Source organism: Vibrio superstes, assembly GCF_003569005.1.
Taxonomy (GTDB): domain Bacteria; phylum Pseudomonadota; class Gammaproteobacteria; order Enterobacterales; family Vibrionaceae; genus Vibrio; species Vibrio superstes.
In genome coordinates this window covers 1,652,929-1,679,428 of record NZ_BCUR01000004.1, presented here as the reverse complement: position 1 = coordinate 1,679,428, position 26,500 = coordinate 1,652,929, and the positions used below count along the sequence as shown (strand labels likewise).

Genomic DNA, 26,500 nt, shown 5'->3' with positions numbered 1-26,500 from the left:
TGTTATGGTTCAACTATAGGCATCCTACTTGTTACTTCGTATATTCCGAAGTGTTTAGTATAAAGAATCGAATTTTTTTTACGGTAACAATAGGTAGACTAGCTGCCACTTAGTTGTGTGATTCGAATCACAAATGTATAGGTTTAAATATGAGTCAAATGCTAAAAGATTTTTTTAAGATGGAATCAGCCGGAGGCATCATCCTTGTTATCGCAGCTGCGCTAGCGATGATTGTGGCGAACTCTCCTCTTAACGAAGCTTATCAAGGCGCTCTCCATTCTTACGTGTTAGGCATGTCTGTTGAACATTGGGTAAACGACGGTCTAATGGCGCTATTCTTCCTGCTCATTGGTTTGGAAGTAAAACGTGAACTCCTAGAAGGAGCTCTAAAGTCTCGTGAAACTGCTATCTTCCCTGCTATTGCAGCGGTAGGTGGTATGGTTGCACCTGCTTTAGTATACGTACTGTTTAACATGGGCAATGCTGATGCACTAGCGGGTTGGGCTATTCCAGCGGCTACAGATATCGCCTTTGCTCTAGGTATCATGGCACTACTGGGTAAGCGCGTACCAGTAAGCCTAAAGGTTTTCCTACTAGCGCTGGCTATTATTGATGACCTTGGTGTTGTTGTTATTATCGCTCTGTTCTACAGCAGTGATCTTTCTACAACGGCGTTGGCTATCGGCTTTGCGATGACAGCTTTGCTGTTCTTCATGAACCACAAGAAAGTGACTCCATTGAAATGGTACCTATTAGTGGGTGCGATTCTTTGGTTCGCAGTTCTTAAGTCTGGCGTACACGCTACACTAGCAGGTGTTGTAATTGGTTTTGCTATCCCTCTAAAAGGTAACAAGGGCGAGCACTCTCCACTGAAACATCTTGAGCATGCACTGCACCCATGGTCTTCGTTCATGATTCTACCTATCTTTGCTTTCGCAAATGCAGGTGTATCACTAGAAGGGATCTCGTTCTCGACCTTGGGCTCAGCTCTACCTATGGGTATCGCACTTGGCCTACTAGTAGGTAAGCCACTGGGTATCTTTAGCTTCAGCTGGTTAGCGGTTAAAGCGGGCGTTGCTAAGCTTCCTGCGGGTATCGACTTCCGCCATATCTTCGCAGTATCTGTGTTATGTGGTATCGGCTTTACCATGTCGATGTTTATTGCATCACTCGCCTTTACGGGTGCCAATGCTGACTTCAACACACACGCACGATTGGGTATCCTGATGGGCTCAACTCTAGCGGCTGTGATAGGTTACTTCTTGCTGAGCGTATCGCTCCCAAAGAAGGCAGAGGCTGAGAACGAAGCTTCAACAGTGGAAGCTCAGTCTTAATAGTAAGAATTGATGATTAGAAAGGGAGAGCTGTAGAGCTCTCCCTTTTTTTATGGGTAAAATTTGGACAAAAAAAAGCCCAATCAAATCGGACTGGGCTTATACAAAACATAGGAGTCAAAAGAAATAACAGTGGTCGTAATCAACAGTAAAAAATCGAATTCATTCAAAGCTAATTCATACTGCTCTGTTGCTTACATAATATAAGACTGGGACTCACTGAAAGAGTTCAATTAAATTTCTATTTTTCTTGTGATCCTTCCCAACTATTTTCCTAGATTTCTTAACACACTGTTTTTAAATAACTAAATCGCCCTTGCGTTGCTTAAAATGTGATCTGGTCAGATCTCTTCTGTCTTTTGTTGTTGCTTTCATGTTGCGCTCTTGTTAAATTCAAACGTGTGTTTAATACAGGTGATTGAATATGGGCGCAAGATTGGGAACAAAACAGAAGATCATAGAGGTCGCAGAGTCTTTGTTTGCAGAGAAAGGCTTTAAAGACACGTCTTTGCGCGCCATAACCAGCCAAGCCAATGTCAATCTTGCCTCGGTGAATTATCACTTTGGGGATAAGAAAACGCTGATCAGAGCGGTACTCGATCGGTATTTAGAAGAGTTTATGCCACAGCTTGAACGTGAACTTGAGTCTTTAGACTTGCGTACGAATGTTCCTACGGATGTATTTACGGATGTAACTACGAACGTATCAATGACAGATGTTTTCTACGCCCTAAAGGCCCCATTAACCAATCTTGATAAAGAGTTTGATAGGGGAGCGAGTCGCTTCTTACTGCTTGTAGGCAGAGGCTACAGCGATGTGCAAGGTCACCTTAGATGGTTCATTACAACGCGTTATGGACACGTGCTCGATAGGTTCACTCAGGCTGTTATTCAAGCGAATCCAAATCTAGACAAAGAAACATTGTTTTGGCGATTGCATTTTACGTTGGGGACGTGTGTTTTCACTATGGCCTCAAGTGAGGCGCTATTAGAGATCGCCAATAGTGAGTTTGAAGTAAATACCGATGTCGAAGCCATGTTCGATCAAATTGTTCCATTTTTGGCCTCGGGTATGTGCGCAGATTAAAGATTAACCATTAAGGGAAGGGGAAGGTTATGACTTCATATAGAAGGAAATGGGTTAGTGACCCAGCATTTAAGATGTTCAAGAAAGTATTGCCGCCACTGTCAGACACTGAGAGAGAGGCAATGGAAGCGGGTAGTGTTTGGTGGGAAGGAGACCTTTTTTCCGGTTCGCCAGATTGGGAGAAATTGCACGCTTACCCTGAACCTACCTTAACCGCTGAAGAGCAAAGCTTTGTTGATAACCAAGTAGAGACATTGTTGGATATGATTGATGACTATCAAGTCGTCAAAAAGGACAGAGACCTTCCCGAGGAAGTGTGGGACTACCTAAAGAAAGAGCGATTCTTCTCTTTAATCATCTCTAAGGAATATGGAGGGCGAGCGTTCTCTTCCCTTGCGAACTCTACCATAGTGACCAAGATTGCTTCGCGAAGCTTAAGTGCTGCTGTGACAGTGATGGTGCCTAACTCTTTAGGCCCTGGTGAGCTGTTGTCCCACTATGGTACTGATGAACAGAAAAACTATTGGCTTCCTCGATTAGCCGATGGTCAAGACATCCCATGTTTTGCATTAACCGGTCCTGAAGCAGGCTCCGATGCGGGTGCGATCCCTGATAGTGGCCATGTGTGTTATGGAGAACATAATGGCGAGACCGTATTAGGCATTGAGCTAAGTTGGAATAAGCGATACATCACTCTCGCCCCCGTCGCTACGGTACTGGGCTTAGCGTTTAAACTTCAAGACCCTGAAAATTTATTAGGCAAGGGCACAGACCTTGGTATTACCTGTGCGCTCATTCCAACCTCACACCCTGGGGTGGAAAACGGTGAGAGGCACGATCCACTAGGGCTTGCGTTCATGAACGGGCCGACTCGTGGTGAGAAAGTATTCATTCCAATTGACTGGCTCATTGGCGGGGCCGACTACGCAGGTAAAGGCTGGCGTATGCTAGTTGAATGCCTATCAGCAGGCCGAGGTATTTCATTACCCGCACTTGGCGCGGCAGTAGGGCACCTAACGGCTAAAACAACGGGTGCATATTCGCTGGTTCGCAAACAATTTGGTTTGTCTATTGGCCGTTTTGAAGGCGTTGCAGAGAGCCTAGGTCGAATAGGCGGGCTAACGTATCTATTAGAAGCAAGTCGCACCTTAACTACGACAGCGCTTGATAGCGGAGAGAAACCAGGCATTGTGACGGCAATTGCTAAGTATCACATGACCGAGATGGCGCGTACTATTCTTGATGATTCTATGGATATCCATTCGGGGCGCGCGATTCAACAAGGTCCAATGAACTACTTGTCACATCACTACTACGGTATCCCAGTTGCGATAACCGTGGAAGGCGCTAACATCTTAACTCGTAACTTGATGATATTTGGTCAAGGCGCAACACGTTGCCATCCTTATGTGTTAAGTGAGATGGAATTAGCCTCAGAGGCTGATACCGATAAAGCTGCGGGTAAGTTTGATACCTTGTTGTTTAAACATATTACCCATGCGACTAAAAACAGCTTAGGCGCTCTGGGGTCAGCCCTAACTGGCTCGCACTTAATATCTTCGCCAGTGAGCGGCAAAACAAAAGGCTACTATAAGCACATGACGAGGTTGAGCCGTGCGCTTGCTGTGAGCTCTGACTTTGCAATGTTGACTCTGGGTGGAGACCTTAAACGGAAAGAGCTGATCTCAGCGCGTTTAGGTGATCTGTTGAGCTATCTATATCTGGCTTCAGCGGCGTTAAAGAAATACCACGACGAAGGCGAACAAGAAAAAGACCTCGCGTTTGTACAATATGCCGTAGAGCACTGCTTACACAATGGTGCGAAAGCTCTGCAACAGGCGTATGACAACTTCCCTGTAGGTTGGGCAAAATATGCGATGAAGGCGTTGGTGTTCCCTATTGGTAATCATTTCCAACCACCAAGTGATGCCGTGACCCTAAAAGTGGCTCAGTTACTCATGGAGCAGGGTGAACACAGAGAGCGTTTAACCAAACTTTGCTATGTGAGTAATAAAGAAGACGACGCCGTTGGTATCATGGAAAGAGCGTTTGACGCCATGTTGTCTGTTGCGCCTATTGAGAAAAAGGTGACTAAGGCGATTCGTGATGGACGCATTGACAAGAAACAACCTCTGCAGCAAAAGCTCAGCTTAGCGAAAGAGCTGGGGATCTTGTCTCAGGAAGAGGTCAATAAAGTGCTTGAAGCGGATAAACTTCGTTACCGTGCTATCCAAGTGGATCACTTTAGCCATGACTTTGGGGAAGTTCGTACCGAAAGACCACAGGGCATTCGCCCAGTAAACGATGATGCTGCATAACTCTAAGTAGTAGAGGATGCAGTAAAAAAAATCGCGCCTAGGCGCGATTTTTTCGTTTGAACTTTAGGTTATACCAACTGTAGCAAATAACTGCTCATCCTAGCTTGTTAAAACACTCGATAACGGCGTTAAAATTTTTGATTGTAGAATGACTACTTATCAAAAAGTTCTGCCTTGTTATCCCGCGTTTTTCCTAGGCTATTTCTGACCACTTACTTACTGTGATTGGTATTAGAACTTTAAACTGACCTGCATACCAATGAACTGCCTGTCATAAGGTGCGCCAGCATCTAACGCAAATACAGCTGCATCTTGATAACCAAACCATGGGTTGGTGACAAAGCTTGCTTCTGTGTCTCCACCCCAGGAATCCGTTATCCAGTAGTGAATCTTGCCCACAGGGTTTAAGAAAAACAGAGAGATTCCTCCCATGGTTTCTGAGCCCCAAACACGACCGCCATTGGCTAATACTTCCTGTTCGCCTTGCAACATGAGTTCACCGACCACAGCACCAAAAACGGGTGTTACAAAAAGGTCCTGCCATGATGGAACTTCTGCGAACGCCTCTACACCGTACTCCCAAAAGAAAGTAGACATAGTGAAGGAGTAGGCAAATGATTCAAACTCATTAAATCCTGCGTGCCTTGCCGCGGTATAGTACACACCGCCGAAGTAAGGGTGCATTATGTAGTTGAGAACGTGTTCGTCTCGATCCCATACGGGACCCGCTTTTACATTTTCAACCCACTTATCACCCAACTTACTCAGGTCTCTGTCATCGTCTTCCCATTTAGTGATACTTTCAGGAAGAAGAGTCATAAGACCTACTGTTGCGACACTCAAACCTAAAATGGTATAGGTTTGTTCCGCAAGGTAATCCCAGTCACGACCATCAGAGATAGTGAGGTACATAGGAGTTTTGGCTGCGTCTAACTCTAGATCAGGCTCATGATCATCTAATGATAAGGCTGAGTAATTAACTGATTTATTGGCACAATATTGATATGAACTCTCACAGTTTGGGACATAAGAGAACTCAATATGTTTACTTGTGTCATACTCAGCGACAGCGGTAGTGCTAAAAAGGCCTAACAACGACATGGCAATTTTTTTAAACTGCACTAGATGCTCCCATGCAAAATATTTAGATCCATTTCACAATTATCTATTATTTTATGGCTAAATAAAACAGTGACTTACGATTATTACATTTTTGTTTTACGGCACGGCGTAAACACTACGAAGTGTAGTTAACTTTTTGTTAACCTAACACTGTTTTATTTTAAACTCCCTTCTGCAATTAAAGACACAGATTATGACTCAAGAAAAAAAAGATGAAGCACGTGTAGTGCAAACGCCTCGAATTGCAATGCTTAGTACTGGTGAAGAGGTGCTGTTTGGTGACATAGTCGATACCAATGCCAGTTGGTTGTCTGCATTTTTATTTGAGCGTGGTTTTCAAATGACGACTCGTACCACGGTAGGAGACTCTTTACAGGCCATCTCTGAGGGGATTTCTATCCTAGCTGATAACCACGACATCGTTATCGTGAACGGAGGTCTTGGGCCAACCAGTGATGATTTGACCGCTGAAGCTGCTGCTTTATGTGCCGGTGTAGAGTTACAGCTTTATAGCGAGTGGGTTGAGCGTTTAGAGCTTATGTATCAACAGTGGCAAAGACCTATGCCTTCATCGAACATCAAGCAAGCGATGCTACCTAAAGGCAGTGTGATTCTAGACAACCCTAGAGGCACAGCTTGTGGCTTTATGGTGAATATTCATGGTGCTCTATGCTATTTCACCCCAGGGGTTCCTCACGAATTTAAGACGATGGTGGCAGGAGAGATCCTCCCTCACATTCAGCAAAACTTCTCTTCAGTAAGCCAGAAACAGATTCATCGCATCTATACCTTTGGCTTATCGGAATCAGGCATTGCCAATCAGATAGAGGCCTTAGATTTGCCTGTTGGCGTGTCGCTAGGGTATCGCTCGGCATTACCCTTTATCGAAGTAAAGGTTTTCTACAGCGACACCAGCGAACAGATCAATGGGTTTATTGCTAGCGTCGAGCAAGAACTATCCTTAAATACGCTATCGGTAAATCAAGAAGTTCGTGACTTTACGATTTCATTGATGAAAGAGCAGGGAATAGGACTTAATGTGTTTGACTGTGCTACCCAAGGATACTTCCATCATTGGTTGTCAGATGCTTCACTTAAACACCATGTCGATATCAATTCAGTGAACATTTCTAACTTATTGAGTCATTCTGAGTCTGGTGATTATTTAAACACAATCGATGGCTTATATGAGCGATTTTTATTCGAAAGATCAGGCAGTAACGCGTTAATCATAGCGAATACAGAGTCAGGTGGCGTGCAATTTATACTTGAGACACAGGATAAGATCCTATCCCAATCCGTTGTATTTAAAAGAGATTACAGTTTCAAGGCGCGCAATGTAGTGATTTCTGCTATCGCTATCGATATGCTACGCCGTCACTTAAATGATGAAGAGATGTTTGTAGACTACGGAAGTGTGACCAGAGTCGCGTCCAGCATAACCACTTTGTGATCTTTTCTGCATTTTTCGTTAACAGGCTCGACCAGCACTTTTAGCCCTTTGATTACAATATAACGTTTTGTTCTAAAGGCTAAGTGATTGTAAATTAAGAAATTATCTAGGTGTTTCTAATTTAGAATAATTCACTACTTCTCTACGGTGCAACGAGGTTTATAATGGTGGCTCGCTCTTGAAAAAGGGTTGGCTCACTAACGGCTAGGGAGGATGTTATGCAAAACCAATCAAGGATTGAGATCTGGTACAAAGTAGGTACGGATCAGGTGTTGCTCGGAGAGGTTGATCATTCAGATCAAATTAATTTGCTGGCTATGTGGCGAAGTGTCTCTATCCTCAACCGTGCAAATCTCAATAACCGAGTTCAACAAACCGCTAACTATAGACTCAAATTGTTTGACGATGATGGACATTTAATGGGCAGTAAAGATGTTAGTGAAAACGATGCTGAGACCGTGCTAGGAAATAATCACTGGATGGTACGTCAAAGCCGCAATCGCTTTAATAACGCCGAAGCTCCCTATACCTGGGTACCTGTCGTCGCTGGTTAATTGCTTCTAATACCAATCACATTAAGTAAGTGATCAGAAATAGCGTAGGAAAAATTCTCGAGGACAAGGCAGAATTTTTCGATAAGTAGTTATTCTACAATCAAAAATTCTAACGCAGTCATCGAGTATTTTAACAAGCTAGGATGACCCGTTATTTAGTACGATTGGTATAAGTGTAAGAGCTTAATACGAAATACAAAAAAGGCCCCAAACATCAAGATGTTTGGGGCCTTTTACTTTTTAGGGACTGTTCAGGAACTGTTCTGGCTAGCTAAGACGCGGAACGTATGTCGTTATGAACATTAACATCTTCAAGCTTGAGGTCTGACTTTGCCCGACAAATGCAGGGCAGGATTTCATCTTCTTTTAAGTAAGCCATGGCGAAACCAATGTACTCAACTTCACCAGAGCTTACTTTACAGCGACAGGCTCCACAATGACCATCTCTACAGTTAAATTCAGGTTTTAACCCCGACATTTCCATAGACTCTAGAAGTGTGGTGTTTTTCGAATTAACTAAACTGGTAACCTTGTTAATTGTAACCTTGTGCATCGTTTAAGCCTGACTCTCTTTGTTAAAGTTCGAAATCTTCAAAATCGTCCGCAGACACTTCGTTATCGATCTGACCCACAAGATAAGAGCTGATTTCAGCTTCTTGTGGTGCAACTTGAACGTTGTCCGAAGATAACCAAGCATTAATCCATGGAATAGGGTTGTTTGTTGCTTCAGGGTAAGCAGCATCCAAGCCAACCGCGTTCATGCGAATGTTAGTGATGTATTCTACGTATTGGCAAAGAATGTCTTTATTAAGACCGATCATAGAGCCGTCTTTGAATAGGTATTCCGCCCACTCTTTCTCTTGCTCTGCCGCTTCTTTAAACAGGTCAAAACACTCTTGTTTGCACTCTTCAGCAATCTGCATGAAGCTAAAGTCATCTTGGCCGTTACGTAGCAAGTTGATCATATGCTGCGTGCCAGATAGGTGAAGGGCTTCATCACGTGCAATCAGCTTGATGATCTTCGCGTTACCTTCCATAAGCTCGCGCTCAGCGAAGGCGAATGAACAGGCAAAGCTCACGTAGAAACGAATGGCTTCTAGGGCGTTAACTGACATCAGACATACGTAAAGCTTTTTCTTCAATGTATGAAGATTCACATCTACGATTTCGCCTTTGATTTCATGCTTGCCTTCGCCGTAGCGATGGTAGTCATTAGTCGCTTGGATAAGGTCGTCGTAGTAGTGTGCAATGTCTTTTGCGCGCTTTAGAATGTGCTCATTTTCGACGATGTCGTCAAATACAGTGGCAGGATCATTCACGATATTTCGGATGATGTGCGTGTATGAACGTGAGTGAATCGTTTCTGAGAATGACCAGGTTTCAATCCAAGTCTCTACTTCTGGTAGAGAGACTAGTGGCAGTAGCGCTACGTTCGGGCTACGACCTTGAATTGAATCAAGCAGTGTTTGGTACTTCAGGTTACTGATGAAAATGTGTTTTTCGTGGTCAGGAAGCTTGTTGTAGTCGATACGGTCGCTTGATACGTCCACTTCTTCCGGGCGCCAGAAAAACGACAGTTGCTTCTCGATTAGCTTCTCGAAGATCTCGAATTTTTGTTGGTCATAACGAGCAACGTTAACCGGCTGTCCCAAAAACATAGGTTCTTTAAGCTGGTCATTTTTGTTTTGAGTAAAAGTACTATAGGTCATCTCAACCTCAATTATTCCATAAGTTAAACAGCAAAGTAGGGGTGAATGCACACCCCTTCAGCTTAAAAAATTAAATCTTACAACCGCCGCCTGCGCAGTCGTCTTCTTGCTCAACAACCACATCTTTCTGGTCGTCTTTCGCACCATCACGAGTGTTGTGATAGTAAAGGGTTTTAACACCCATCTTATACGCGTTAAGTAGATCACGAAGCAATAGCTTCATTGGTACCTTGCCGCTTTCATACTTGTTAGGGTCATAGTTAGTGTTTGCAGAGATAGATTGGTCTACAAACTTTTGCATAATGCCTACAAGGTTTAGGTAACCATCGTTATTTGGGATATCCCAAAGTAGCTCATAGTTATCTTTGTATTGTGCAAATTCAGGTACTACTTGCTTCAGGATGCCATCTTTAGATGCCTTAACTGAAACGTAACCGCGTGGTGGCTCAATACCATTGGTTGCGTTAGAGATCTGAGAAGAGGTCTCAGATGGCATAAGGGCCGTCAATGTTGAGTTGCGCAAACCGTACTGCTTGATGTCTTTACGCAATGTTTCCCAGTCGTAGTGAAGGGGCTCTTCACAAGTCTTGTCGAGTGAGCGCTTGTAGGTATCGATTGGTAGGATACCTTGAGCATACGTGGTTTCATGGAATGAAGGACATGCGCCTTGTTCTTTAGCCAGTCCTACCGATGCTTTAAGCAGGTGGTACTGAATGGCTTCAAACGTGCGGTGCGTTAGAGCATTACCTGAACCATCAGAGTACTTAACACCGTTTTTCGCTAGGTAGTAAGCATAGTTAATGACACCCACACCTAAGGTGCGGCGATTCATTGTTGAAACACGAGCAGCAGGTAACGGGTAGTCTTGGTAATCAAGCAGCGCATCGAGTGCACGAACGACTAGCTCAGAAAGCTCAGCAAGGTCGTCTAGTTCATTGATAGCACCTAGGTTAAACGCAGACAGCGTACACAGCGCTATTTCGCCAGTCTCGTCATCGACGTTAGAAAGAGGCTTAGTCGGCAGTGCAATCTCAAGACATAAGTTCGACTGACGCACAGGTGCAACCTTAGAGTCAAAAGGGCTATGCGTATTACAGTGATCAACGTTTTGAATGTAGATACGGCCAGTAGAGGCACGTTCTTGCATCAATATGCTGAACAACTCAATCGCCTTAACTTGCTCTTGCTTGATGCTAGGGTCACCCTCGTACTGAGTGTACAAACGCTCAAACTCATCTTGGTCTTCGAAGAAGGCATCGTAAAGGCCAGGGACATCCGAAGGCGAGAATAGGGTGATGTTGCCGCCTTCGATTAGGCGTTGGTACATCAGTTTGTTTAGCTGAACGCCGTAGTCCATGTGACGAACACGGTTTTCTTCAACGCCACGGTTGTTCTTAAGAACCATTAGATTTTGAACTTCACCGTGCCACAATGGATAGAATACTGTGGCTGCACCACCACGCACACCGCCTTGAGAACAGCATTTAACCGCTGTTTGGAAGTATTTGTAGAATGGGATACAACCTGTGTGGAACGCTTCACCGTTACGGATTTCAGAGCCTAGTGCACGAATGCGACCCGCATTGATGCCGATACCAGCACGTTGAGAAACGTAGCGCACGATAGAGCTTGCTGTTGCGTTGATAGAGTCAAGGCTATCGCCACACTCAATTAAAACACACGAGCTGAACTGGCGAGTAGGGGTGCGTACACCGGACATGATTGGCGTAGGTAGCGAGATCTTGAACATAGATACAGCGTCATAGAAGCGACGGATGTAATCTAGGCGAGTTTCTCTAGGGTATTTAGAGAACAGGCATGCAGAAACCAGCATATAGAGGAATTGCGCACTCTCATAGATCTCTTTAGTTACACGGTTTTGTACGAAGTACTTGCCCTCAAGCTGTTTCACCGCAGCGTAAGAGAAGTTGAGATCTCGTCTGTGGTCGATGAAAGAATCCATGAGTTCAAATTCTTCACGAGAGTAATCTTCAAGTAAGTGCTCATCGTATTTACCCGCATCAACCATTTTAGACACTTGGTCAAATAGCGTCGGTGGCTCGTATTGGCCGTACGCTTTTTTACGTAGATGGAACACAGATAGGCGTGCCGCCAGGAACTGATAATCAGGGGTCTCTTCAGAGATCAGATCGGCAGCGGCTTTGATGATGGTTTCATGGATATCTGAGGTGGTGATCCCGTCATAGAACTGAATCTGTGATTTCAGCTCGACCTGAGAAACAGAGACATTATCTAGGCCTTCTGCAGCCCAAGTGATCACGCGATGGATCTTTTCTAGATCTATCGCTTCTTTGCGTCCGTGACGCTTTGTGACGGTAAGTTTTTGATTCATTCTGTTAGATATCCATAACATCAATGGTTAAAGCCACATTTTTTAACTTTTGCAGAAAAATATTGACGGCTTTGTGATCCATATCTACCTCTTTCGTGAGATAGAAACACTACATATAGGGGTGTTCCCTTTAACGACTTACAAGATAGTGCGGTTGGGGGGAGTTTTCAAGTTTAAGCTTAAGAATCTTCTGTGGATAAACGGTGTATGGAATTTTCTCTGTTAGCGTTCACTTACTTATGAGTTTATAGAGAAATTGGCTTGGGGTTTTGCACAGCTTGTGGGTGACTTAAAATCAAACAAGGTAAAAAAAAATTTACTTGATCTTTATCAAAGAAATGGATCGATTACCGCTGAAAAAATGCTCCGCTTAAACAGGGAGCAACTTGCTTAAAAACTGAATGAAAGTCGGACTAGTTCTACCCAAAATGCTCTCCGTTTAATCAAGTTTCAAACCAGAGAGCAAATGAGAGAAAAGTACTACGCTTTGTCGACTTTTTGGGTGTGCACAATGTAATTAATATCCACATTGCGTCCCAATGAATAGGTATCAAACAGAGGGTTGTAGGTAAGGCCAGTAATGCCCTTTTCTTGAAGTGGTGTGGCATCCACCATTTTTATCAGCTCAGAAGGCTTTAAAAACTTGTTGTAGTCGTGTGTGCCTTGCGGAAGCAACTTCAATACCTTTTCGGCGCCAACAATTGCAAACAAATAAGATTTAAGATTGCGATTAAGGGTCGAGAAGAAGACGTGGCCACCGGGTTTCACTAAAGCCGCACAGGAAGCAATCACCGATTGTGGGTCTGGTACGTGTTCTATCATCTCCATACAGGTGACAACGTCGTATTGCCCCGCATGAGTAGCGGCGTGTTCTTCTACGGTCATACGGATATAGTCAAGCTTTGCGCCTGTCTCTAATGCGTGAAGTCTAGCCACTTCCAGTGGCTCACGTCCCATATCAAGACCTGTGACGTGTGCACCCTCAAGGGCCATGCTTTCGGCAAGAATGCCGCCACCGCAACCAACATCTAGGGCTTTTTTGCCAAACAGACCACCGATAGAGTCCTGAACGTACTGCAATCGAAGGGGATTGATTTGATGCAGTGGTTTAAATTCCCCCTCTTTGTCCCACCAACGAGACGCCATATCGGCAAATTTTTTGATCTCGGCAGGATCGACGTTTTTTCCTTGTTCCATAGTCACTACGCTTTTTGAAATTTTCCACATTATAACCCCAACTATTCATGGAATGCATTTCCGTTAATGCCGATGAGATGTCTGTAGCCATCTACAGGGCGAACTGATTGTTTTTTAAACCATAATTGATGAATAGTCTAAATTATGTCCATCTAGTCAAGAACGCACATCACACAGGGGGGATCTGATAGTGAAAGTAATGCAGAATCCCCGAAAATTGTGTTATATTTTTTTATTCTTATAGGAATCGAAAAGACGATCTAATAATAGAGGGATAATGGCTCTATGAGCGATCTAGCGAAAGAGATCACACCGGTAAATATTGAAGACGAGCTTCGAGGCTCGTACCTTGACTACGCGATGTCCGTCATCGTGGGTCGTGCACTGCCTGATGTTCGAGATGGCTTGAAACCTGTACACAGACGCGTTTTGTTCGCGATGAATGTGTTGGGTAACGATTGGAACAAGCCTTACAAAAAATCAGCGCGTGTCGTTGGTGATGTAATCGGTAAATATCACCCACACGGTGATAGCGCGGTTTATGACACTATCGTTCGTATGGCGCAGCCTTTTGCATTGCGTTACATGCTAGCGGATGGCCAGGGTAACTTTGGTTCTATCGATGGTGACTCTGCAGCGGCAATGCGTTACACCGAAGTACGTATGTCTAAAATTGCTCATGAGCTGCTAGCAGACCTTGAGAAAGAGACAGTCGATTACGTACCAAACTACGATGGTACAGAACAAATTCCTGCAGTACTGCCAACTCGTGTGCCTAACCTTTTGGTGAATGGTTCGTCGGGTATCGCAGTGGGCATGGCGACAAACATTCCACCTCATAACCTAACCGAGGTTATTGATGGCTGTCTGGCGTTTATCAAAGATGAAGACATCACTATTGATCAGTTGATGGAATTCATTCCAGGTCCAGACTTCCCAACAGCGGCGCTTATTAGCGGTCGTAAAGGTATTGTTGACGCGTATCACACGGGTCGCGGTAAGGTTTACATGCGTGCTAAAACTGATATCGAAACAGATAGCAAAGGCAAAGAAACCATCATCGTTACTGAGATCCCATATCAAGTTAACAAGGCTCGCCTAGTCGAAAAGATTGCTGAGCTAGTAAAAGACAAGAAAGTAGAAGGCATTAGTGCGCTTCGTGATGAGTCTGATAAAGACGGTATGCGTATCGTTGTTGAATGTAAGCGTGATGCAGTGGGTGAGGTGGTTCTAAATAACCTTTACGCACATACACAGCTGCAGACGACTTTCGGTGTCAACATGGTTGCTCTTGATAAGGGCCAACCAAAACACTTCAATCTAAAAGAGATGCTGAAGGCGTTTGTTGATCACCGCCGTGAAGTGGTAACACGTCGTACTATTTTCGAATTGCGCAAAGCACGTGATCGCGCTCATATCCTTGAAGGCCTTGCGCTCGCACTGGCTAACATCGACGAGATCATTGAGCTTATCCGTAAAGCAGCGACACCGGCCGAAGCAAAAGCGGGCTTGGTTGCTCGCGGCTGGGACCTAGGTCTTGTTTCAACCATGCTAGAGCGCACTGGTACTGATGCCGCGCGTCCTGAGTGGTTAGAAGAACAATTTGGTATCCGCGATGGTCAGTACTTCCTGACTGAGCAACAAGCGCAAGCCATTCTAGACCTTCGTCTACAAAAGCTAACCGGTCTTGAGCATGAGAAGATCCTAGACGAATACAAAGCGTTATTAGACGAAATTGCAGAGCTAATGCACATTCTTGCAAGCACTGAACGTTTAATGGAAGTGATTGTAGAAGAGCTAGAAGCGATTCGTGAAGGTTACGGCGATGAGCGTCGCACTGAAATCACAGCTGCTATCCATGACATCGACATGGAAGAGCTTATCGCTCAAGAAGATGTAGTAGTGACCTTATCTCACGAAGGCTACGTGAAATACCAAATCCTAAGCGATTACGAAGCACAGCGTCGTGGTGGCCGTGGTAAGAGCGCAACCAAGATGAAAGACGAAGATTATATCGAGCGTCTTCTAGTGGCGAATACCCACGATAACATCTTATGTTTCTCTACTCGCGGTAAGACCTATCGCTTGAAGGTGTACCAATTGCCATTGGCAAGCCGTACAGCTCGTGGTAAGCCAATCGTGAATATCTTACCGTTGGAAGAGGGTGAGCGTATCACTGCTATTCTTCCTGTCTCTGAGTTCAGTGAAGATAAGTTCATCTTCATGGCAACAGCAGACGGTACGGTTAAGAAAACCTCACTAGACCAATTCTCTAACGTACGTAGCAATGGTTTGATTGCGGTTAACTTGCGCGACGAAGATTCTTTGATTGGTGTAGACATTACTGACGGCGATAGCGACATCATGTTGTTCTCGAAATCAGGCAAGGTAGTTCGCTTTAACGAATCACAAGTTCGTGGCATGGGTCGTACAGCAGCCGGTGTACGTGGTATCAAGCTCATTAACAGCGACCAAGTGGTTTCTTTGATTGTTCCTCATAACGAAGGCGACATTCTAACCATTACTGAAAATGGCTATGGTAAGCGTACGATTATTTCTGAGTACCCAGCGAAGAGCCGTGCAACTCAAGGTGTGGTTTCTATCAAGGTTTCAGAGCGTAACGGCAGTGTTGTCGGTGCAGTTCAAACCGAAGAAGGCGACGAGTTCATGGTCATCACTGACGGTGGCACGCTGGTAAGAAGCCGTGTATCCGAAGTGAGCCAAGTGGGACGTAACACCCAAGGTGTTACCTTGATCCGTACTATGGAAGGTGAGAATGTTGTGGCGCTTCAGCGCATCGATGAAATCGACGAAGCAGAGCTAGTTGAAGAAGACGCAGAGGACGTTTCGTCTGAAACTGCTGAATCTTCAGAAGCGACAGAAACACCAACAGAGTCTAACGATTCTGAAGCTAGCGAAGAATAACGTCTTCTTTGATTAGCATAAAAACCGAGCTTATATAGCTCGGTTTTTTTATACCCGTCGTATACAGAAGCAGTCTTTTTAGAATTTTGAGTGTTTATTTAAAAAATTGATGCAGGTCAAAGGCTTGAAAAGATATCATTTAACCCAATATTAAACCTATAGTTACTGATCCTAAGGTTGGGATCGACCCATTGTTAAGATAGAGACAGAGTTATGGCAGAAGTAAGAGCCCGCGTGCATTTAAAAGTTGGAACAAAAAGCGATATTGATGCTGAGCTTCTTTCTTTTCATGGTTTAAAAACGGACAAAGAACATGTCGCTATGGTCTTTAAATCGGCTGATAAGAATCAAAAAGCGCCTATCGTTCGCATGCACTCTGAATGTTTGACTGGCGATGTGTTTCACTCGTCCCGTTGCGACTGTGGTGAGCAGTTGGATGAAACGATAAATAAGATGGCCGAGCAGGGCGGTATTCTTCTGTATCTGCGTCAAGAAGGTCGTGGCATTGGGCTTTACAATAAGATTGATGCCTACAAGTTGCAAAGCAAGGGTCTTAATACCTATGAAGCGAACAATCATTTAGGTTTTGCTGATGATTTACGTGATTTCGAAGAGGCAGCTCAAATGTTGGCTGCACTTGATGTTGAACGCATTCGTTTGGTGACTAACAACCCTAAGAAGATTCGTGAATTGAAAGAACATGGCATTGGTATAGACGAAGTGATCAATACGATGGCGCATGTAAAAAGTGGCAATGAAAATTATCTGAAAGCCAAAGCCTCTCACGGCAAACACGACCTCGATGTCTAGCTAGAATTTCCTTACTAAATTTTTTCGTTAAAACAGTGGTTGTTTGCCATACTTAAACCAGTATCGGTATTGAGTGTAAGCTATGACCTTGTGCAAGAAAGGGACGATATGGGCAAGCTTACTTGTCTGTTTCGTCCTTTCAGCCCCTGCCTATTCACAAAGCATGTTCCATACCTTAGGTTGGATTAGCTCTTCATCGTCAATAGAACAGACATTTCGCTACCCACAACTCACCGAATCCATCTACTCCTCAAATCGCCATCAACTGATATGGCTGCAGCCTCATGATAGACAAGTATTTGAAGACATCATAGAGATGGTGGTATTAGCCGAACTCAGCCCGTTTTTCGATCAGCGACTGCAAAAACTTCACCAACTAAGAAGCTCTGAGCAATACTACCAGTACGATTTGCTGGCAACAGACCTAATGCTCGCCTTTCTTAGCTATCGCGAATTGTTGCGGGAGAACAAAGATACTTGGTTATACGGACAGGGTTTACCTTCCGACTGGGCAGACCCTCCAGAAAACGTTATAGCTGAATTTGAAACCTCGGTAGAGAGCAGCGCTTTAACAGCGTTTTTAATGACCTTAGGACCAAACTCTCAAAGCTATCGAGATTACCAATCTGCAATCGATAAGATGCAATTAGCGATCAATGACGACCTAGCGCTCTATTCATCCGATGCCCTTATTAGAGTGGGGGATCCCATTACCGATAAAGAGATCTTGCTTTCCCGCCTAAAGCTATCGGGGCTAAGCATACCTTTATCAATAGAAGATCAAGATTGGTATGGGAAAGAGTTGAAGAGCATAGTTAAGAGATTTCAAACCCAACATGGCTTAAATGCGGATGGTGTAATTGGACCTAAGACCATAGAATGGCTCAACTATCCCATTGAAGATCGCATTCATAGGTTAGCTCTCAATGCAGAAAGAAGCCGTTTATGGCCAATGCAACGAAGTGCGCTAGTCGTTGTGAACTTGCCGAGTTTCGATCTGAACTATTACTTTAGAGGCAAGGTGGCATTCTCATCTAAGGTGATTGTCGGTAAGCAAAAACGCAAAACCCCTATGCTAGAAATAAAGATGGATTCGCTGGTATTGAACCCGACCTGGAACGTGCCACCTAAAATCATGCGTGAAGATATTATCCCGATCTTGCGTTACAACCCCGGCTACCTCAGTGAAAGGGGGATTCAAGTCATTAAAGGATGGTCAGATCCTGTGGTTATAGACCACGGCGCTATTCAATGGAGTCGGGTAAATGCAAAGACATTCCCGTTTCGTATGAGACAGTTATCAGGTAGCTACAATGCGCTAGGCGCGTATAAGTTCAATACGCCCAATCGTCGAGCCATTTACCTGCATGATACTCCTGCTAAATACCTGTTTGATAAACCATCAAGAGCGTTCAGTTCAGGGTGTATTCGGGTACAGCATGCAGACAAGTTTGCCTATACCTTGTCAAAGACACAGGGCTTTAGACAAAGTAACATCTCACCCATTGGGCAGAAAGCGAATGCGCGTATCCCACTCAAAAGACGGCTTCCTGTACATCTTATTTATAAGACGTCTTGGATTGAGTCAGGTCGCATCTATTTTAGAGATGACATTTATGGATATGACACACGCCCAAAGTCCCCTAGTTTAGTGATTCAACGACAACCTGTAGAGTAGATCGCGATTTAACAAGCCGTTTGTTTCTATAGAAGCCTATGGTGCGTGCTCTTGGCACGCTCATGCTTGAGTTTAGAGTTAGAAACTGTCATATTCTGCTGAAGTGTTTCGACAAATTTCATTAAAATATTCATTAAAATAAAAGGTTTTTCATGGCGTTGCAGTATCAAGTTGTTCCAGTAACCCCTTTCCAACAAAACTGCTCTATCGTTTGGTGTGATGAGACGATGAAAGGGGTTGTTATCGATCCAGGTGGTGATGTTAAGCAGCTACTGATGATGATCGAAGAGTTGCAAGTTCAGGTAGAGAAATTAGTGCTGACCCATGGCCACTTAGACCATGTTGGTGGCAGTGAAGAACTCGCAAGAGCCTTGAACCAACCGATCGTTGGTCCGCACAAAGATGACAACTTCTGGCTACAAGGGCTAGAAGGACAAAGCCAAATGTTCGGCTTTCCTCTGACTGAAGCGTTTGAGCCTAGCCAATGGCTCGATGAGGGTGACGTTGTCACTTTTGGTAATCAATCGTTGAATGTTATTCACACCCCAGGTCATACCCCAGGGCACGTTGTATTGCACAGTGAGTCCGCAAGTCTTGCTTTCGTAGGCGATGTACTGTTCAAGGGTGGGGTAGGACGTACAGATTTTCCTAAGGGTGACTTTAATACTTTAATTAACTCTATTAAGAGCAAACTATGGCCTCTAGGAAACGAAACTCGATTTGTTCCAGGCCATGGCCCAGAGTCAACCTTCGGCTCTGAACGAGTGAGTAATCCATTCGTCGCAGACGAAATGCCATTGTATTAAGGGACTTAAGGCTATAGAACTCTGTGGTTCTATGGCCTTAGTTTGATCTCGAACCTGCCAAATACTTCCGTAACAAACCTACAAACTCTTCTCCATCTCTATCCAAATCAGCCGTTGAGATAAAGATATCGTATCCCCAATATTCTCTTTGATAATGCATCCTGTGATATAGGCATGCCTGTAGCCCTTTGATGGTTTCCCCATCTTTTAGTTCGACCCGTGATGAATCTAGAACCTGGTCTTGGAACAAGTGTTCTTTTTCTGTTTCTCTTGCACCTAGATATAAGAGCGATCTTTGTTCTAGGAGTAAATTGGTGATTAATCGTGGGCAGGCTTGCTTTACGAATGGAACAGGGTCTTTAAGTCGTAAGCCAATCCAAGGTAGCTCGGAGCTTTGAGTGGGTTGGTGACTACGACATAGCCCGAGGGACGATACGTTCTGCCACTTCACAACCCATCCTCCCTTAAACGTATGCTGTTGAAAATGGGTGTCGGTAATAGTGAACCGCACCACGCCTCGTTTGTAGGTGTAGATCACCATTGCTAGGGCACAAGCGCATATCAAAAATATGCCAATGGTCCCTTGGGTGCTATTGGAGAAAGAGCTTAGCCAAACCGACATTAATAGGTAGCAAGCGAGCAATAGGCCTCGACTGGTTCTTCCTAATATGAATTTTTCATTGGTTAATTGAAGTGATGACATAACGACCAAATTGTGGCTTTAACACACCTACGAGAGTCCATGTTTAGCTGATCATTCAGCTTAGACATTATTTGATAAAAAATGTAATAACTTCCTAAAGAAGATCGAGTAACACACACTTTTAACAACTATTTAGCATCCTATATAAAACTGGTCCATAGTTAGTTGATTTTGTAGACAATTATGACTGCACGAGGAGCAAATAACATGGTAGTGAAATCAAAATGGGCAAAGGCATGTGTGCGTAGTTTAGCGGTCCTAATTGGGGTGGCGAGCATAGGCACAGCCGTTGCTGCGGACAAGGTATACAAGTTAAAGCTTGCGGAAACTTGGGGGCCTAACTTCCCAATCTTCGGCGATGCGACAAAAAACATGGCCGCTATGGCTGAAAAAATGTCTAACGGTCGATTGCAAATCCGCGTTGATTCATCAAATAAACACAAAGCGCCATTTGGTGTGTTTGATATGGTTAAATCAGGCCAGTATGACATGGGGCACTCGGCTTCATATTACTGGAAAGGCAAGGTTCCAAATACTCTTTACTTTACAACAATGCCCTTTGGTATGACGGCTGAAGAGCAATATGCATGGTTCTATCACGGCGGTGGTATGGAGCTGATGGCAGAGGTTTACTCCCCACACAATCTTATGTCTTTTCCTGGGGGTAACACCGACGTTCAAATGGGCGGTTGGTTCCAAAAAGAGATCAATAGTGTTGATGACTTACAAGGTCTGAAAATGCGTATTCCGGGCTTTGCCGGAGAAGTCCTTGCAGAGCTTGGCGCTAAACCAACCAATATTGCACCGGGTGAGCTTTACACCGCATTGGAAAGAAAAACCATCGATGCACTAGAGTGGGTAGGTCCCTCTCTCGATCTTCGTATGGGCTTCCATAAGATCGCACCTTACTACTACACAGGTTGGCATGAGCCGGCAACAGAGCTTCAATTCCTAGTGAACAAGCGAACGTGGGATAAGCTTCCTGCCGATCTACAAGAGATCTTACGCGTTGCTATGCGCACAGCAGCCTACGATATGTATATTCAGTCAACCCATGAAAGTGGTAAGAACTGGGCGAGTATCAGAACGGAATACCCTGATGTACAGGTGAAAAACTTCCCGCCTGAGGTGATGAAAGAACTTCGCGCAGTGAACGACCGTTTACTGGCAGAGCACGCTGCTAAAGATGAGATGGCGAAGAAAATTCAAATGTCTCAAGCGCAGTATTTAGAGCAAACTCGTTCTTGGAGTGATATCTCTAAACGAGCTTATCTCAATAGTGCTACGACGGATCAGTAAACAAGCCGTGGACTTTCAGTGTGAGCTGAAGGTCCACATAAATCATTAGTTTCAGCAGACATGGAGGTCAATTGCTGACTGCATTAGAGGGATTTTTTAATAGAATTAGCGACGCACTGGGGCATATCTCCAGTGTGTTGTTTTTGCTTTTAGTAGCAAACGTTGTTTACGATGTTGTGATGCGTTATGTATTTAATGACGTGTCTATCGCTTTTCAAGAGTTAGAGTGGCATCTGTTTTCTGCGGTATTCTTGCTCGGCGTACCCTACGCCATAAAAACCAATGGCCACGTGCGTGTGGATATCTTCTACGAACGCTTCTCACCGAAGGTACAGGCCATTATTGATATTCTTGGAATCTTCTTTTGGTTGCTGCCGTTCAGTTTATTGATTGCTTGGTATGGCATTGATTTTGCCTATCAGGCTTATGATATTGGCGAGCAGTCGGGTGACCCCGGCGGATTACCTTATCGATGGATAATCAAGGCGGTTATTCCAGTCTCATTTTTCTTTATTGCTACAAGTGGCTTGGGGCTGCTGTGCAAGTCTCTTAGTCAATTACTTAACGCGGATACGCATAAGAAGGAACAAGCATGATAGGGATTATTATGTTTGCGGTAGCCTTGTTTGCGCTATTGCTTGGTTTTCCAGTGGCGTTTACCTTTGGCGGTATAGCGCTGCTATTTGGGGTGTGGTCAGAGGGCTGGGATATATTTGCCTTCATGCCTTATCGCATAGAATCGATAATGCAGAACACCGTATTGATGGCTGTGCCACTGTTTATATTTATGGGTTTGGTACTGCAAAAAACTCGCTTGGCTGAACAATTACTAGAAGCCATGGGGAGACTGTTTGGCGGAGTGCGAGGAGGGATTGCTATCTCAACCGTCTTGGTTGGCGCACTGCTTGCAGCATCGACCGGGGTAGTGGGGGCATCGGTGGTGGCGATGGGCTTGATTTCTCTGCCTGTAATGTTGAAGTACAACTACGACAAGAAGCTTGCCTGTGGCACCATATGTGCGTCCGGTACGTTAGGTCAGATTATTCCGCCTTCTATTGTCCTTATATTATTGGGCGATGTACTGGGTGTTCCTGTTGGCGATTTGTTTAAAGCAGCCCTTTGGCCGGGCTTAGTGCTGGTGATTGCCTATGTTTTGTATATTGCTATCTACGCTTTTTTCAAGCCCGAGGCCGCTCAATCCATCCCTAAGCTTGATGATCAAAGCCGTAAACAAGAAGTGATTGCGGCTTTAAAAGCAATAGTGCCGCCTTTAGCGTTGATCGTCGTCGTGCTTGGTTCTATTTTTGCGGGCATTGCAACGCCCACTGAATCTGCCGCTCTAGGTGGTGCGGGCGCAATCGTATTAGCGCTGCTGTATCGACAATTTAGCTGGACCTTATTGTATGAGTCGTCGAAAGAAACCGTAAAGGTCACGGCTATGGTGTTTGCCATCTTACTCGGTGCTACTGCATTCTCTATGGCATTTACCTACACAGGCGGAGATTACATAGTAGAAGAATGGTTACTCAAACTTCCGGGCGAGAAGTGGGGCTTCTTGATCCTAGTAATGCTAGTCATTCTTGTGTTGGGTTTCTTCATTGATTTCGTGGAAATCTGTTTCATTATCGTTCCTATGATCTCTCCGGTTGCTGAGCTTCTGGGCATCAATATGGTGTGGTTTGCCATACTGGTAGCGATGAACTTACAGACCTCCTTTTTAACACCACCATTTGGCTTCAGTTTGTTCTATCTGAAAGGGGTTGCGCCTAAACAGGTTACGACAAGAGATATTTACGCAGGGGTTATGCCGTTTATCGCAATTCAAGTAGTCGTGCTCGCGACCCTGCTGCTGTTTCCGGGTATGTACGGGTTAACTATGTAACTTAATTCCCTGATTTATCGAAAAAAGAGTCTTGTTCAGTTATAATTGAAAGTTAATTACATGATGTAATCGTAATCGGTACGTTTTTTGTGCAAACATGGGAGGTCGAATGACCAAGGGAATTGATAAGTACAGTATTGACAGTACTGACTATCAGATTGGACAAGATAATGTCCAAAAATGGGGTTTTGATGTGCACAATGCGGTGTTTTCCGCGAGTGCTGGCCTGACCATTCTTTTTCTACTGGCAATGGTGTTTCTGGATGCAGATACCGCCAAAAGCGCACTTGATGGCCTAAAGTGGCAGATTATCGGCTCCTTTGATGCCTTGTTTATCTGGGCGGGTAACATTTTCGTAGTCTTCTGCTTAGCATTGATTGTGTCGCCTTACGGCAAAATCCGTTTAGGTGGTAAAGACGCAGTCGCTGAATACTCAGTGATGTCTTGGATTGCGATGCTATTCGCTGCCGGCATGGGCATCGGTCTGATGTTCTGGAGTGTGGCTGAGCCGGTTGCTTACTTCACTGGTTGGTATGAGACTCCGCTTAATGTGGAAGCGAATACTCCAGAAGCTGCGAAGCTAGCGCTAGGTGCGACTATGTACCACTGGGGTCTTCACCCTTGGGCTATTTATGGTGTTGTAGCGCTTTCTCTGGCTTTCTTTGCGTACAACAAAGGTTTACCGCTTTCTATCCGTTCCATCTTCTACCCGATCTTAGGTGATCGCGCTTGGGGTTGGCCTGGTCACATTGTTGATATTCTTGCTGTACTTGCGACGTTATTTGGCCTTGCAACATCGCTCGGTCTGGGTGCTCAGCAGGCGGCAAGTGGTATTCAACACGTGTTTGGTATTGATGCTGGCTTTGGCTTGCAGGTTGCCGTAATCAGTTTTGTTACCTTACTAGCGATTGTGTCTGTAATGCGTGGCATGCACGGCGGTGTTAAGTTGGTATCAAACATCAACATGATCATCGCTTTTGTTTTGTTGATGTTTGTGCTGTTTATTGGCTACCACGTTACCTTTGGTAGTATCGCAACAACATTGACGGCTTACGTAGAAAACATTATCCCACTGAGTAATCCGCACGGTCGTGATGACGAGGCGTGGTTCCAAGGTTGGACGGTATTCTACTGGGCTTGGTGGATTTCATGGTCCCCATTCGTAGGCATGTTCATCGCTCGCGTTTCTAAGGGCCGTACCGTTCGTCAGTTTATGACTGCAGTATTAATTGTACCAACAACAGTGACTCTAATTTGGATGTCTACGTTTGGTGGCTTGGCGATTGACCAAGTGATCAACAATGTGGGTATTCTAGGTACTAAAGGTCTAACCGACGTCTCTCTAGCAATGTTTGAGATGTTTGACGCTATGCCAATGGCAAACATGCTATCTATCATCGCGATTATCTTGGTTATGGTGTTCTTCGTAACATCGTCTGACTCGGGTTCTTTGGTCATTGATAGTATTACTGCTGGTGGTAAGCTAGATGCTCCTATGCCACAACGTGTATTCTGGGCATTTATGGAAGGCGCAATCGCGGTTGCGATGCTTTGGGTTGGTGGTTCAGAAGCAGTACAGGCCCTACAGGCTGGTGCGATTTCTACCGCTCTGCCATTTACCTTTGTATTGCTTGCCATGTGTGTGAGCTTGCTAATGGGTATGGCAACTGAAGAGCGTTAAGCTTAACAGTTGAAAGACCAAGTAAGAGTAAAGGGCCTGATTCATCAGGCCTTTTTTGTGAACAAAGGAAATAAAATGAGTTTATCAACCATGACGTTCTTTGAACGTTTTGAACATGACATCTTGGCTGGAAAGAAAACCATCACCATCCGAGATGCCAATGAGTGTGATTATGCGCCAGGCTCTATCGTTGACGTGGCAACTTTTGAGCAGGGGCGTGCGTTTTGTCGATTGCAGATCAAGTCGGTGACACCGATACAGTTTGCAAACCTTACGGAATTCCATGCTGTTCAAGAAAATATGACCCTGCCTGTATTGAAACAGGTCATCTCCGATATTTACCCCGATATTTCCCAATTGTTTGTGATTGAGTACCAATTGGTCGATTGATGAAACAAGTGCAGATTGTAGAGTCATCCAAACCACTAAGCTCTCAATTTCGAGCTTGGTGTATCGATGAATGGTCACAAGATATTGTTATCTCATCACCTGACTATCCCCAGCCAATCTTTGCCTTGTGTGATGGGAAATTGGCGGGAGGAATCGCATTTTCTCGTTTTGAGCAGCCATTCACGGATAAGAAAGTAGTTTGGATAAACGCACTTTTGGTTAAACCTGATTGCAGAGGGAGTGGGATAGGGTCGAAGCTTATCGAGGAAGCATCGCGACAGTGTGGCGACCTGAATCAGCAGCACCTTTATGTCTACACTAATCGGCCAACCCTATACACTCGACTTGGCTGGCAGAAGGTCCCCAACGCTGACGCTGAGCCTCAGCATTGGGTGTTACGTACAGCGTTAAGCTAAAGAAATTGCCTAAGCCCTTAACACTTAACTTTAAGCCCAAGGCCCTATAGCCATAACTCTTCGACTGCAGTATCAGGGCTGAAATGATGAGCGACTTGTGCTTGCAAAAGCTCGGCTGTAGCGATGGCATCCACTAGCGCATCATGAGGTGTATATGTAGGCAGGTTGTAGCGCTTACGACTCTTAGCAAGACGCACAGAGCCGGGCCTTTTACCCTTCAAGCGATTCATAAAGCCAGCAGCGTATTCTTGCTGCACTTGCCACTCGATCTGCAAGGTATCAATCACAGGAAACTGAATGCCTTCGTTGACTCTACGCCTAAGGATACTGTCTAAAAAGCTGCGTTCTATTTGTCGATAATGAACTACGCACACCTTACCTGCGATAGCATCAAGGAACTCAGGTAGAACGTTCATGATATCTGGAGCGTATTGAAGCTCTGAGTGAGTAATACCATGGATCACCACAGAGTCTGCATTAAGGGCTTTTTGCGGCTTGATAAGCCATTGCTTGCTTTGCTTAAGATAGATTCGATTTAAGTCAAATGGGACTAATCCTATGGAGATGATTTCATCTTTGTCTGAATTAAGCCCAGTGGTTTCAAAATCTAACGCTAAAAAGGGGACATCTTTCAGTGGTGTTTTATGGTCGATAGTGCCCGCCTCGTAGAAGCGTTTAATATGCCCGTGTTTACTCTCCTCAAGCAAGGCATTGAAATGCGCTTGCCAATCTTTGGTAGGTGTCACAGGCACCTGACTTTCATCTGTTTTTTTAAACATATTA

At 44.6% G+C, this 26,500-nt stretch carries 22 protein-coding genes; 15 read left to right on the top strand and 7 right to left on the bottom strand.

Translation table 11 applies throughout. The features are described 5' to 3' along the window. Positions 1-149: 149 nt before the first annotated feature. From nhaA to D5I41_RS15715, 3 genes are all read left to right on the top strand, one after another. Positions 150-1,334: a Na+/H+ antiporter NhaA gene (gene nhaA / locus D5I41_RS15725; RefSeq protein ID WP_119010599.1), complete on the top strand. Its 1,185-nt coding sequence runs from the start codon at positions 150-152 to the stop codon at positions 1,332-1,334. A gap of 424 nt (positions 1,335-1,758) precedes the next feature. Next, the gene (gene psrA / locus D5I41_RS15720; RefSeq protein WP_119010598.1) at positions 1,759-2,421 is read left to right on the top strand and encodes a TetR family transcriptional repressor PsrA; all 663 of its coding nucleotides are present in this window, start codon (positions 1,759-1,761) and stop codon (positions 2,419-2,421) included. A 29-nt stretch (positions 2,422-2,450) separates the two neighbouring features. Then, positions 2,451-4,739 (top strand): acyl-CoA dehydrogenase, encoded by a 2,289-nt coding sequence (locus tag D5I41_RS15715; RefSeq protein WP_119010597.1) that lies wholly within the window; start codon positions 2,451-2,453, stop codon positions 4,737-4,739. A gap of 231 nt (positions 4,740-4,970) precedes the next feature. On the opposite strand, the gene D5I41_RS15710 is transcribed toward D5I41_RS15715, so the two are convergent. Beyond that, entirely contained in the window at positions 4,971-5,840 is an 870-nt protein-coding gene (locus D5I41_RS15710; RefSeq protein ID WP_186811099.1) for a DUF3943 domain-containing protein, read from the bottom strand. Positions 5,841-6,054: 214 nt separating this feature from the next. Here D5I41_RS15710 and D5I41_RS15705 point away from each other — a divergent pair, with 214 nt between their 5' ends. Then, positions 6,055-7,314, top strand: coding sequence for a molybdopterin-binding protein (locus D5I41_RS15705; RefSeq protein ID WP_119010595.1), 1,260 nt, complete (start codon positions 6,055-6,057; stop codon positions 7,312-7,314). Between the two features lie 218 nt (positions 7,315-7,532). Continuing rightward, positions 7,533-7,868 (top strand): hypothetical protein, encoded by a 336-nt coding sequence (locus D5I41_RS15700; protein WP_119010594.1) that lies wholly within the window; start codon positions 7,533-7,535, stop codon positions 7,866-7,868. 271 nt (positions 7,869-8,139) lie between these two features. Here the strand turns inward: D5I41_RS15700 and yfaE are convergent, their stop codons facing one another. The 4 genes from yfaE to ubiG all read right to left on the bottom strand — a co-directional run bounded on the left by yfaE (position 8,140) and on the right by ubiG (position 13,127). After that, the gene (gene yfaE / locus D5I41_RS15690; protein ID WP_119010593.1) at positions 8,140-8,421 is read right to left on the bottom strand and encodes a class I ribonucleotide reductase maintenance protein YfaE; all 282 of its coding nucleotides are present in this window, start codon (positions 8,419-8,421) and stop codon (positions 8,140-8,142) included. Positions 8,422-8,443: 22 nt separating this feature from the next. Then, complete coding sequence (nrdB, locus tag D5I41_RS15685) at positions 8,444-9,577, bottom strand: class Ia ribonucleoside-diphosphate reductase subunit beta (protein WP_119010592.1); 1,134 nt, start codon at positions 9,575-9,577, stop codon at positions 8,444-8,446. 70 nt (positions 9,578-9,647) lie between these two features. Then, positions 9,648-11,930 carry a class 1a ribonucleoside-diphosphate reductase subunit alpha gene (gene nrdA, locus D5I41_RS15680; RefSeq protein WP_119010591.1) on the bottom strand — a complete coding sequence of 761 codons (2,283 nt, stop codon included), beginning with the start codon at positions 11,928-11,930 and terminating at the stop codon, positions 9,648-9,650. A 480-nt stretch (positions 11,931-12,410) separates the two neighbouring features. After that, entirely contained in the window at positions 12,411-13,127 is a 717-nt protein-coding gene (gene ubiG / locus D5I41_RS15675; RefSeq protein ID WP_119011531.1) for a bifunctional 2-polyprenyl-6-hydroxyphenol methylase/3-demethylubiquinol 3-O-methyltransferase UbiG, read from the bottom strand. Positions 13,128-13,412: 285 nt separating this feature from the next. Here ubiG and gyrA point away from each other — a divergent pair, with 285 nt between their 5' ends. The 4 genes from gyrA (at position 13,413) to D5I41_RS15655 (ending at position 19,346) form a co-directional block, all read left to right on the top strand. Then, a complete protein-coding gene (gene gyrA / locus D5I41_RS15670; RefSeq protein ID WP_119010590.1) occupies positions 13,413-16,052 on the top strand; it encodes a DNA gyrase subunit A in 2,640 nt (879 codons plus the stop codon). 213 nt (positions 16,053-16,265) lie between these two features. Next, complete coding sequence (locus tag D5I41_RS15665; RefSeq protein ID WP_119010589.1) at positions 16,266-16,862, top strand: GTP cyclohydrolase II; 597 nt, start codon at positions 16,266-16,268, stop codon at positions 16,860-16,862. A gap of 82 nt (positions 16,863-16,944) precedes the next feature. Beyond that, a complete protein-coding gene (locus D5I41_RS15660) occupies positions 16,945-18,540 on the top strand; it encodes a L,D-transpeptidase family protein (protein WP_119010588.1) in 1,596 nt (531 codons plus the stop codon). 152 nt (positions 18,541-18,692) lie between these two features. Further along, entirely contained in the window at positions 18,693-19,346 is a 654-nt protein-coding gene (locus D5I41_RS15655; RefSeq protein ID WP_119010587.1) for an MBL fold metallo-hydrolase, read from the top strand. 37 nt (positions 19,347-19,383) lie between these two features. On the opposite strand, the gene D5I41_RS15650 is transcribed toward D5I41_RS15655, so the two are convergent. After that, complete coding sequence (locus tag D5I41_RS15650) at positions 19,384-20,049, bottom strand: DUF2982 domain-containing protein (RefSeq protein ID WP_119010586.1); 666 nt, start codon at positions 20,047-20,049, stop codon at positions 19,384-19,386. Positions 20,050-20,256: 207 nt separating this feature from the next. On the opposite strand from D5I41_RS15650, the gene D5I41_RS15645 reads away from it, so the two are divergent. The 6 genes from D5I41_RS15645 to D5I41_RS15620 all read left to right on the top strand — a co-directional run bounded on the left by D5I41_RS15645 (position 20,257) and on the right by D5I41_RS15620 (position 25,717). Next, positions 20,257-21,348 carry a TRAP transporter substrate-binding protein gene (locus D5I41_RS15645; RefSeq protein ID WP_119010585.1) on the top strand — a complete coding sequence of 364 codons (1,092 nt, stop codon included), beginning with the start codon at positions 20,257-20,259 and terminating at the stop codon, positions 21,346-21,348. A 71-nt stretch (positions 21,349-21,419) separates the two neighbouring features. After that, complete coding sequence (locus D5I41_RS15640) at positions 21,420-21,944, top strand: TRAP transporter small permease subunit (RefSeq protein ID WP_119010584.1); 525 nt, start codon at positions 21,420-21,422, stop codon at positions 21,942-21,944. After that, positions 21,941-23,230 carry a TRAP transporter large permease gene (locus D5I41_RS15635; RefSeq protein ID WP_119010583.1) on the top strand — a complete coding sequence of 430 codons (1,290 nt, stop codon included), beginning with the start codon at positions 21,941-21,943 and terminating at the stop codon, positions 23,228-23,230. The genes D5I41_RS15640 and D5I41_RS15635 overlap by 4 nt, the downstream gene beginning before the upstream one ends. A gap of 109 nt (positions 23,231-23,339) precedes the next feature. Next, the gene (locus D5I41_RS15630; protein ID WP_119010582.1) at positions 23,340-24,911 is read left to right on the top strand and encodes a BCCT family transporter; all 1,572 of its coding nucleotides are present in this window, start codon (positions 23,340-23,342) and stop codon (positions 24,909-24,911) included. 90 nt (positions 24,912-25,001) lie between these two features. Then, entirely contained in the window at positions 25,002-25,301 is a 300-nt protein-coding gene (yqfB, locus tag D5I41_RS15625; RefSeq protein WP_186811097.1) for a N(4)-acetylcytidine aminohydrolase, read from the top strand. Next, a complete protein-coding gene (locus D5I41_RS15620; RefSeq protein WP_119010580.1) occupies positions 25,301-25,717 on the top strand; it encodes a GNAT family N-acetyltransferase in 417 nt (138 codons plus the stop codon). The genes yqfB and D5I41_RS15620 overlap by 1 nt, the downstream gene beginning before the upstream one ends. 44 nt (positions 25,718-25,761) lie before the next feature. Here D5I41_RS15620 and D5I41_RS15615 read toward each other — a convergent pair whose 3' ends face one another. Then, a complete protein-coding gene (locus tag D5I41_RS15615) occupies positions 25,762-26,496 on the bottom strand; it encodes a 3'-5' exonuclease (RefSeq protein ID WP_119010579.1) in 735 nt (244 codons plus the stop codon). Positions 26,497-26,500 lie beyond the last annotated feature (4 nt).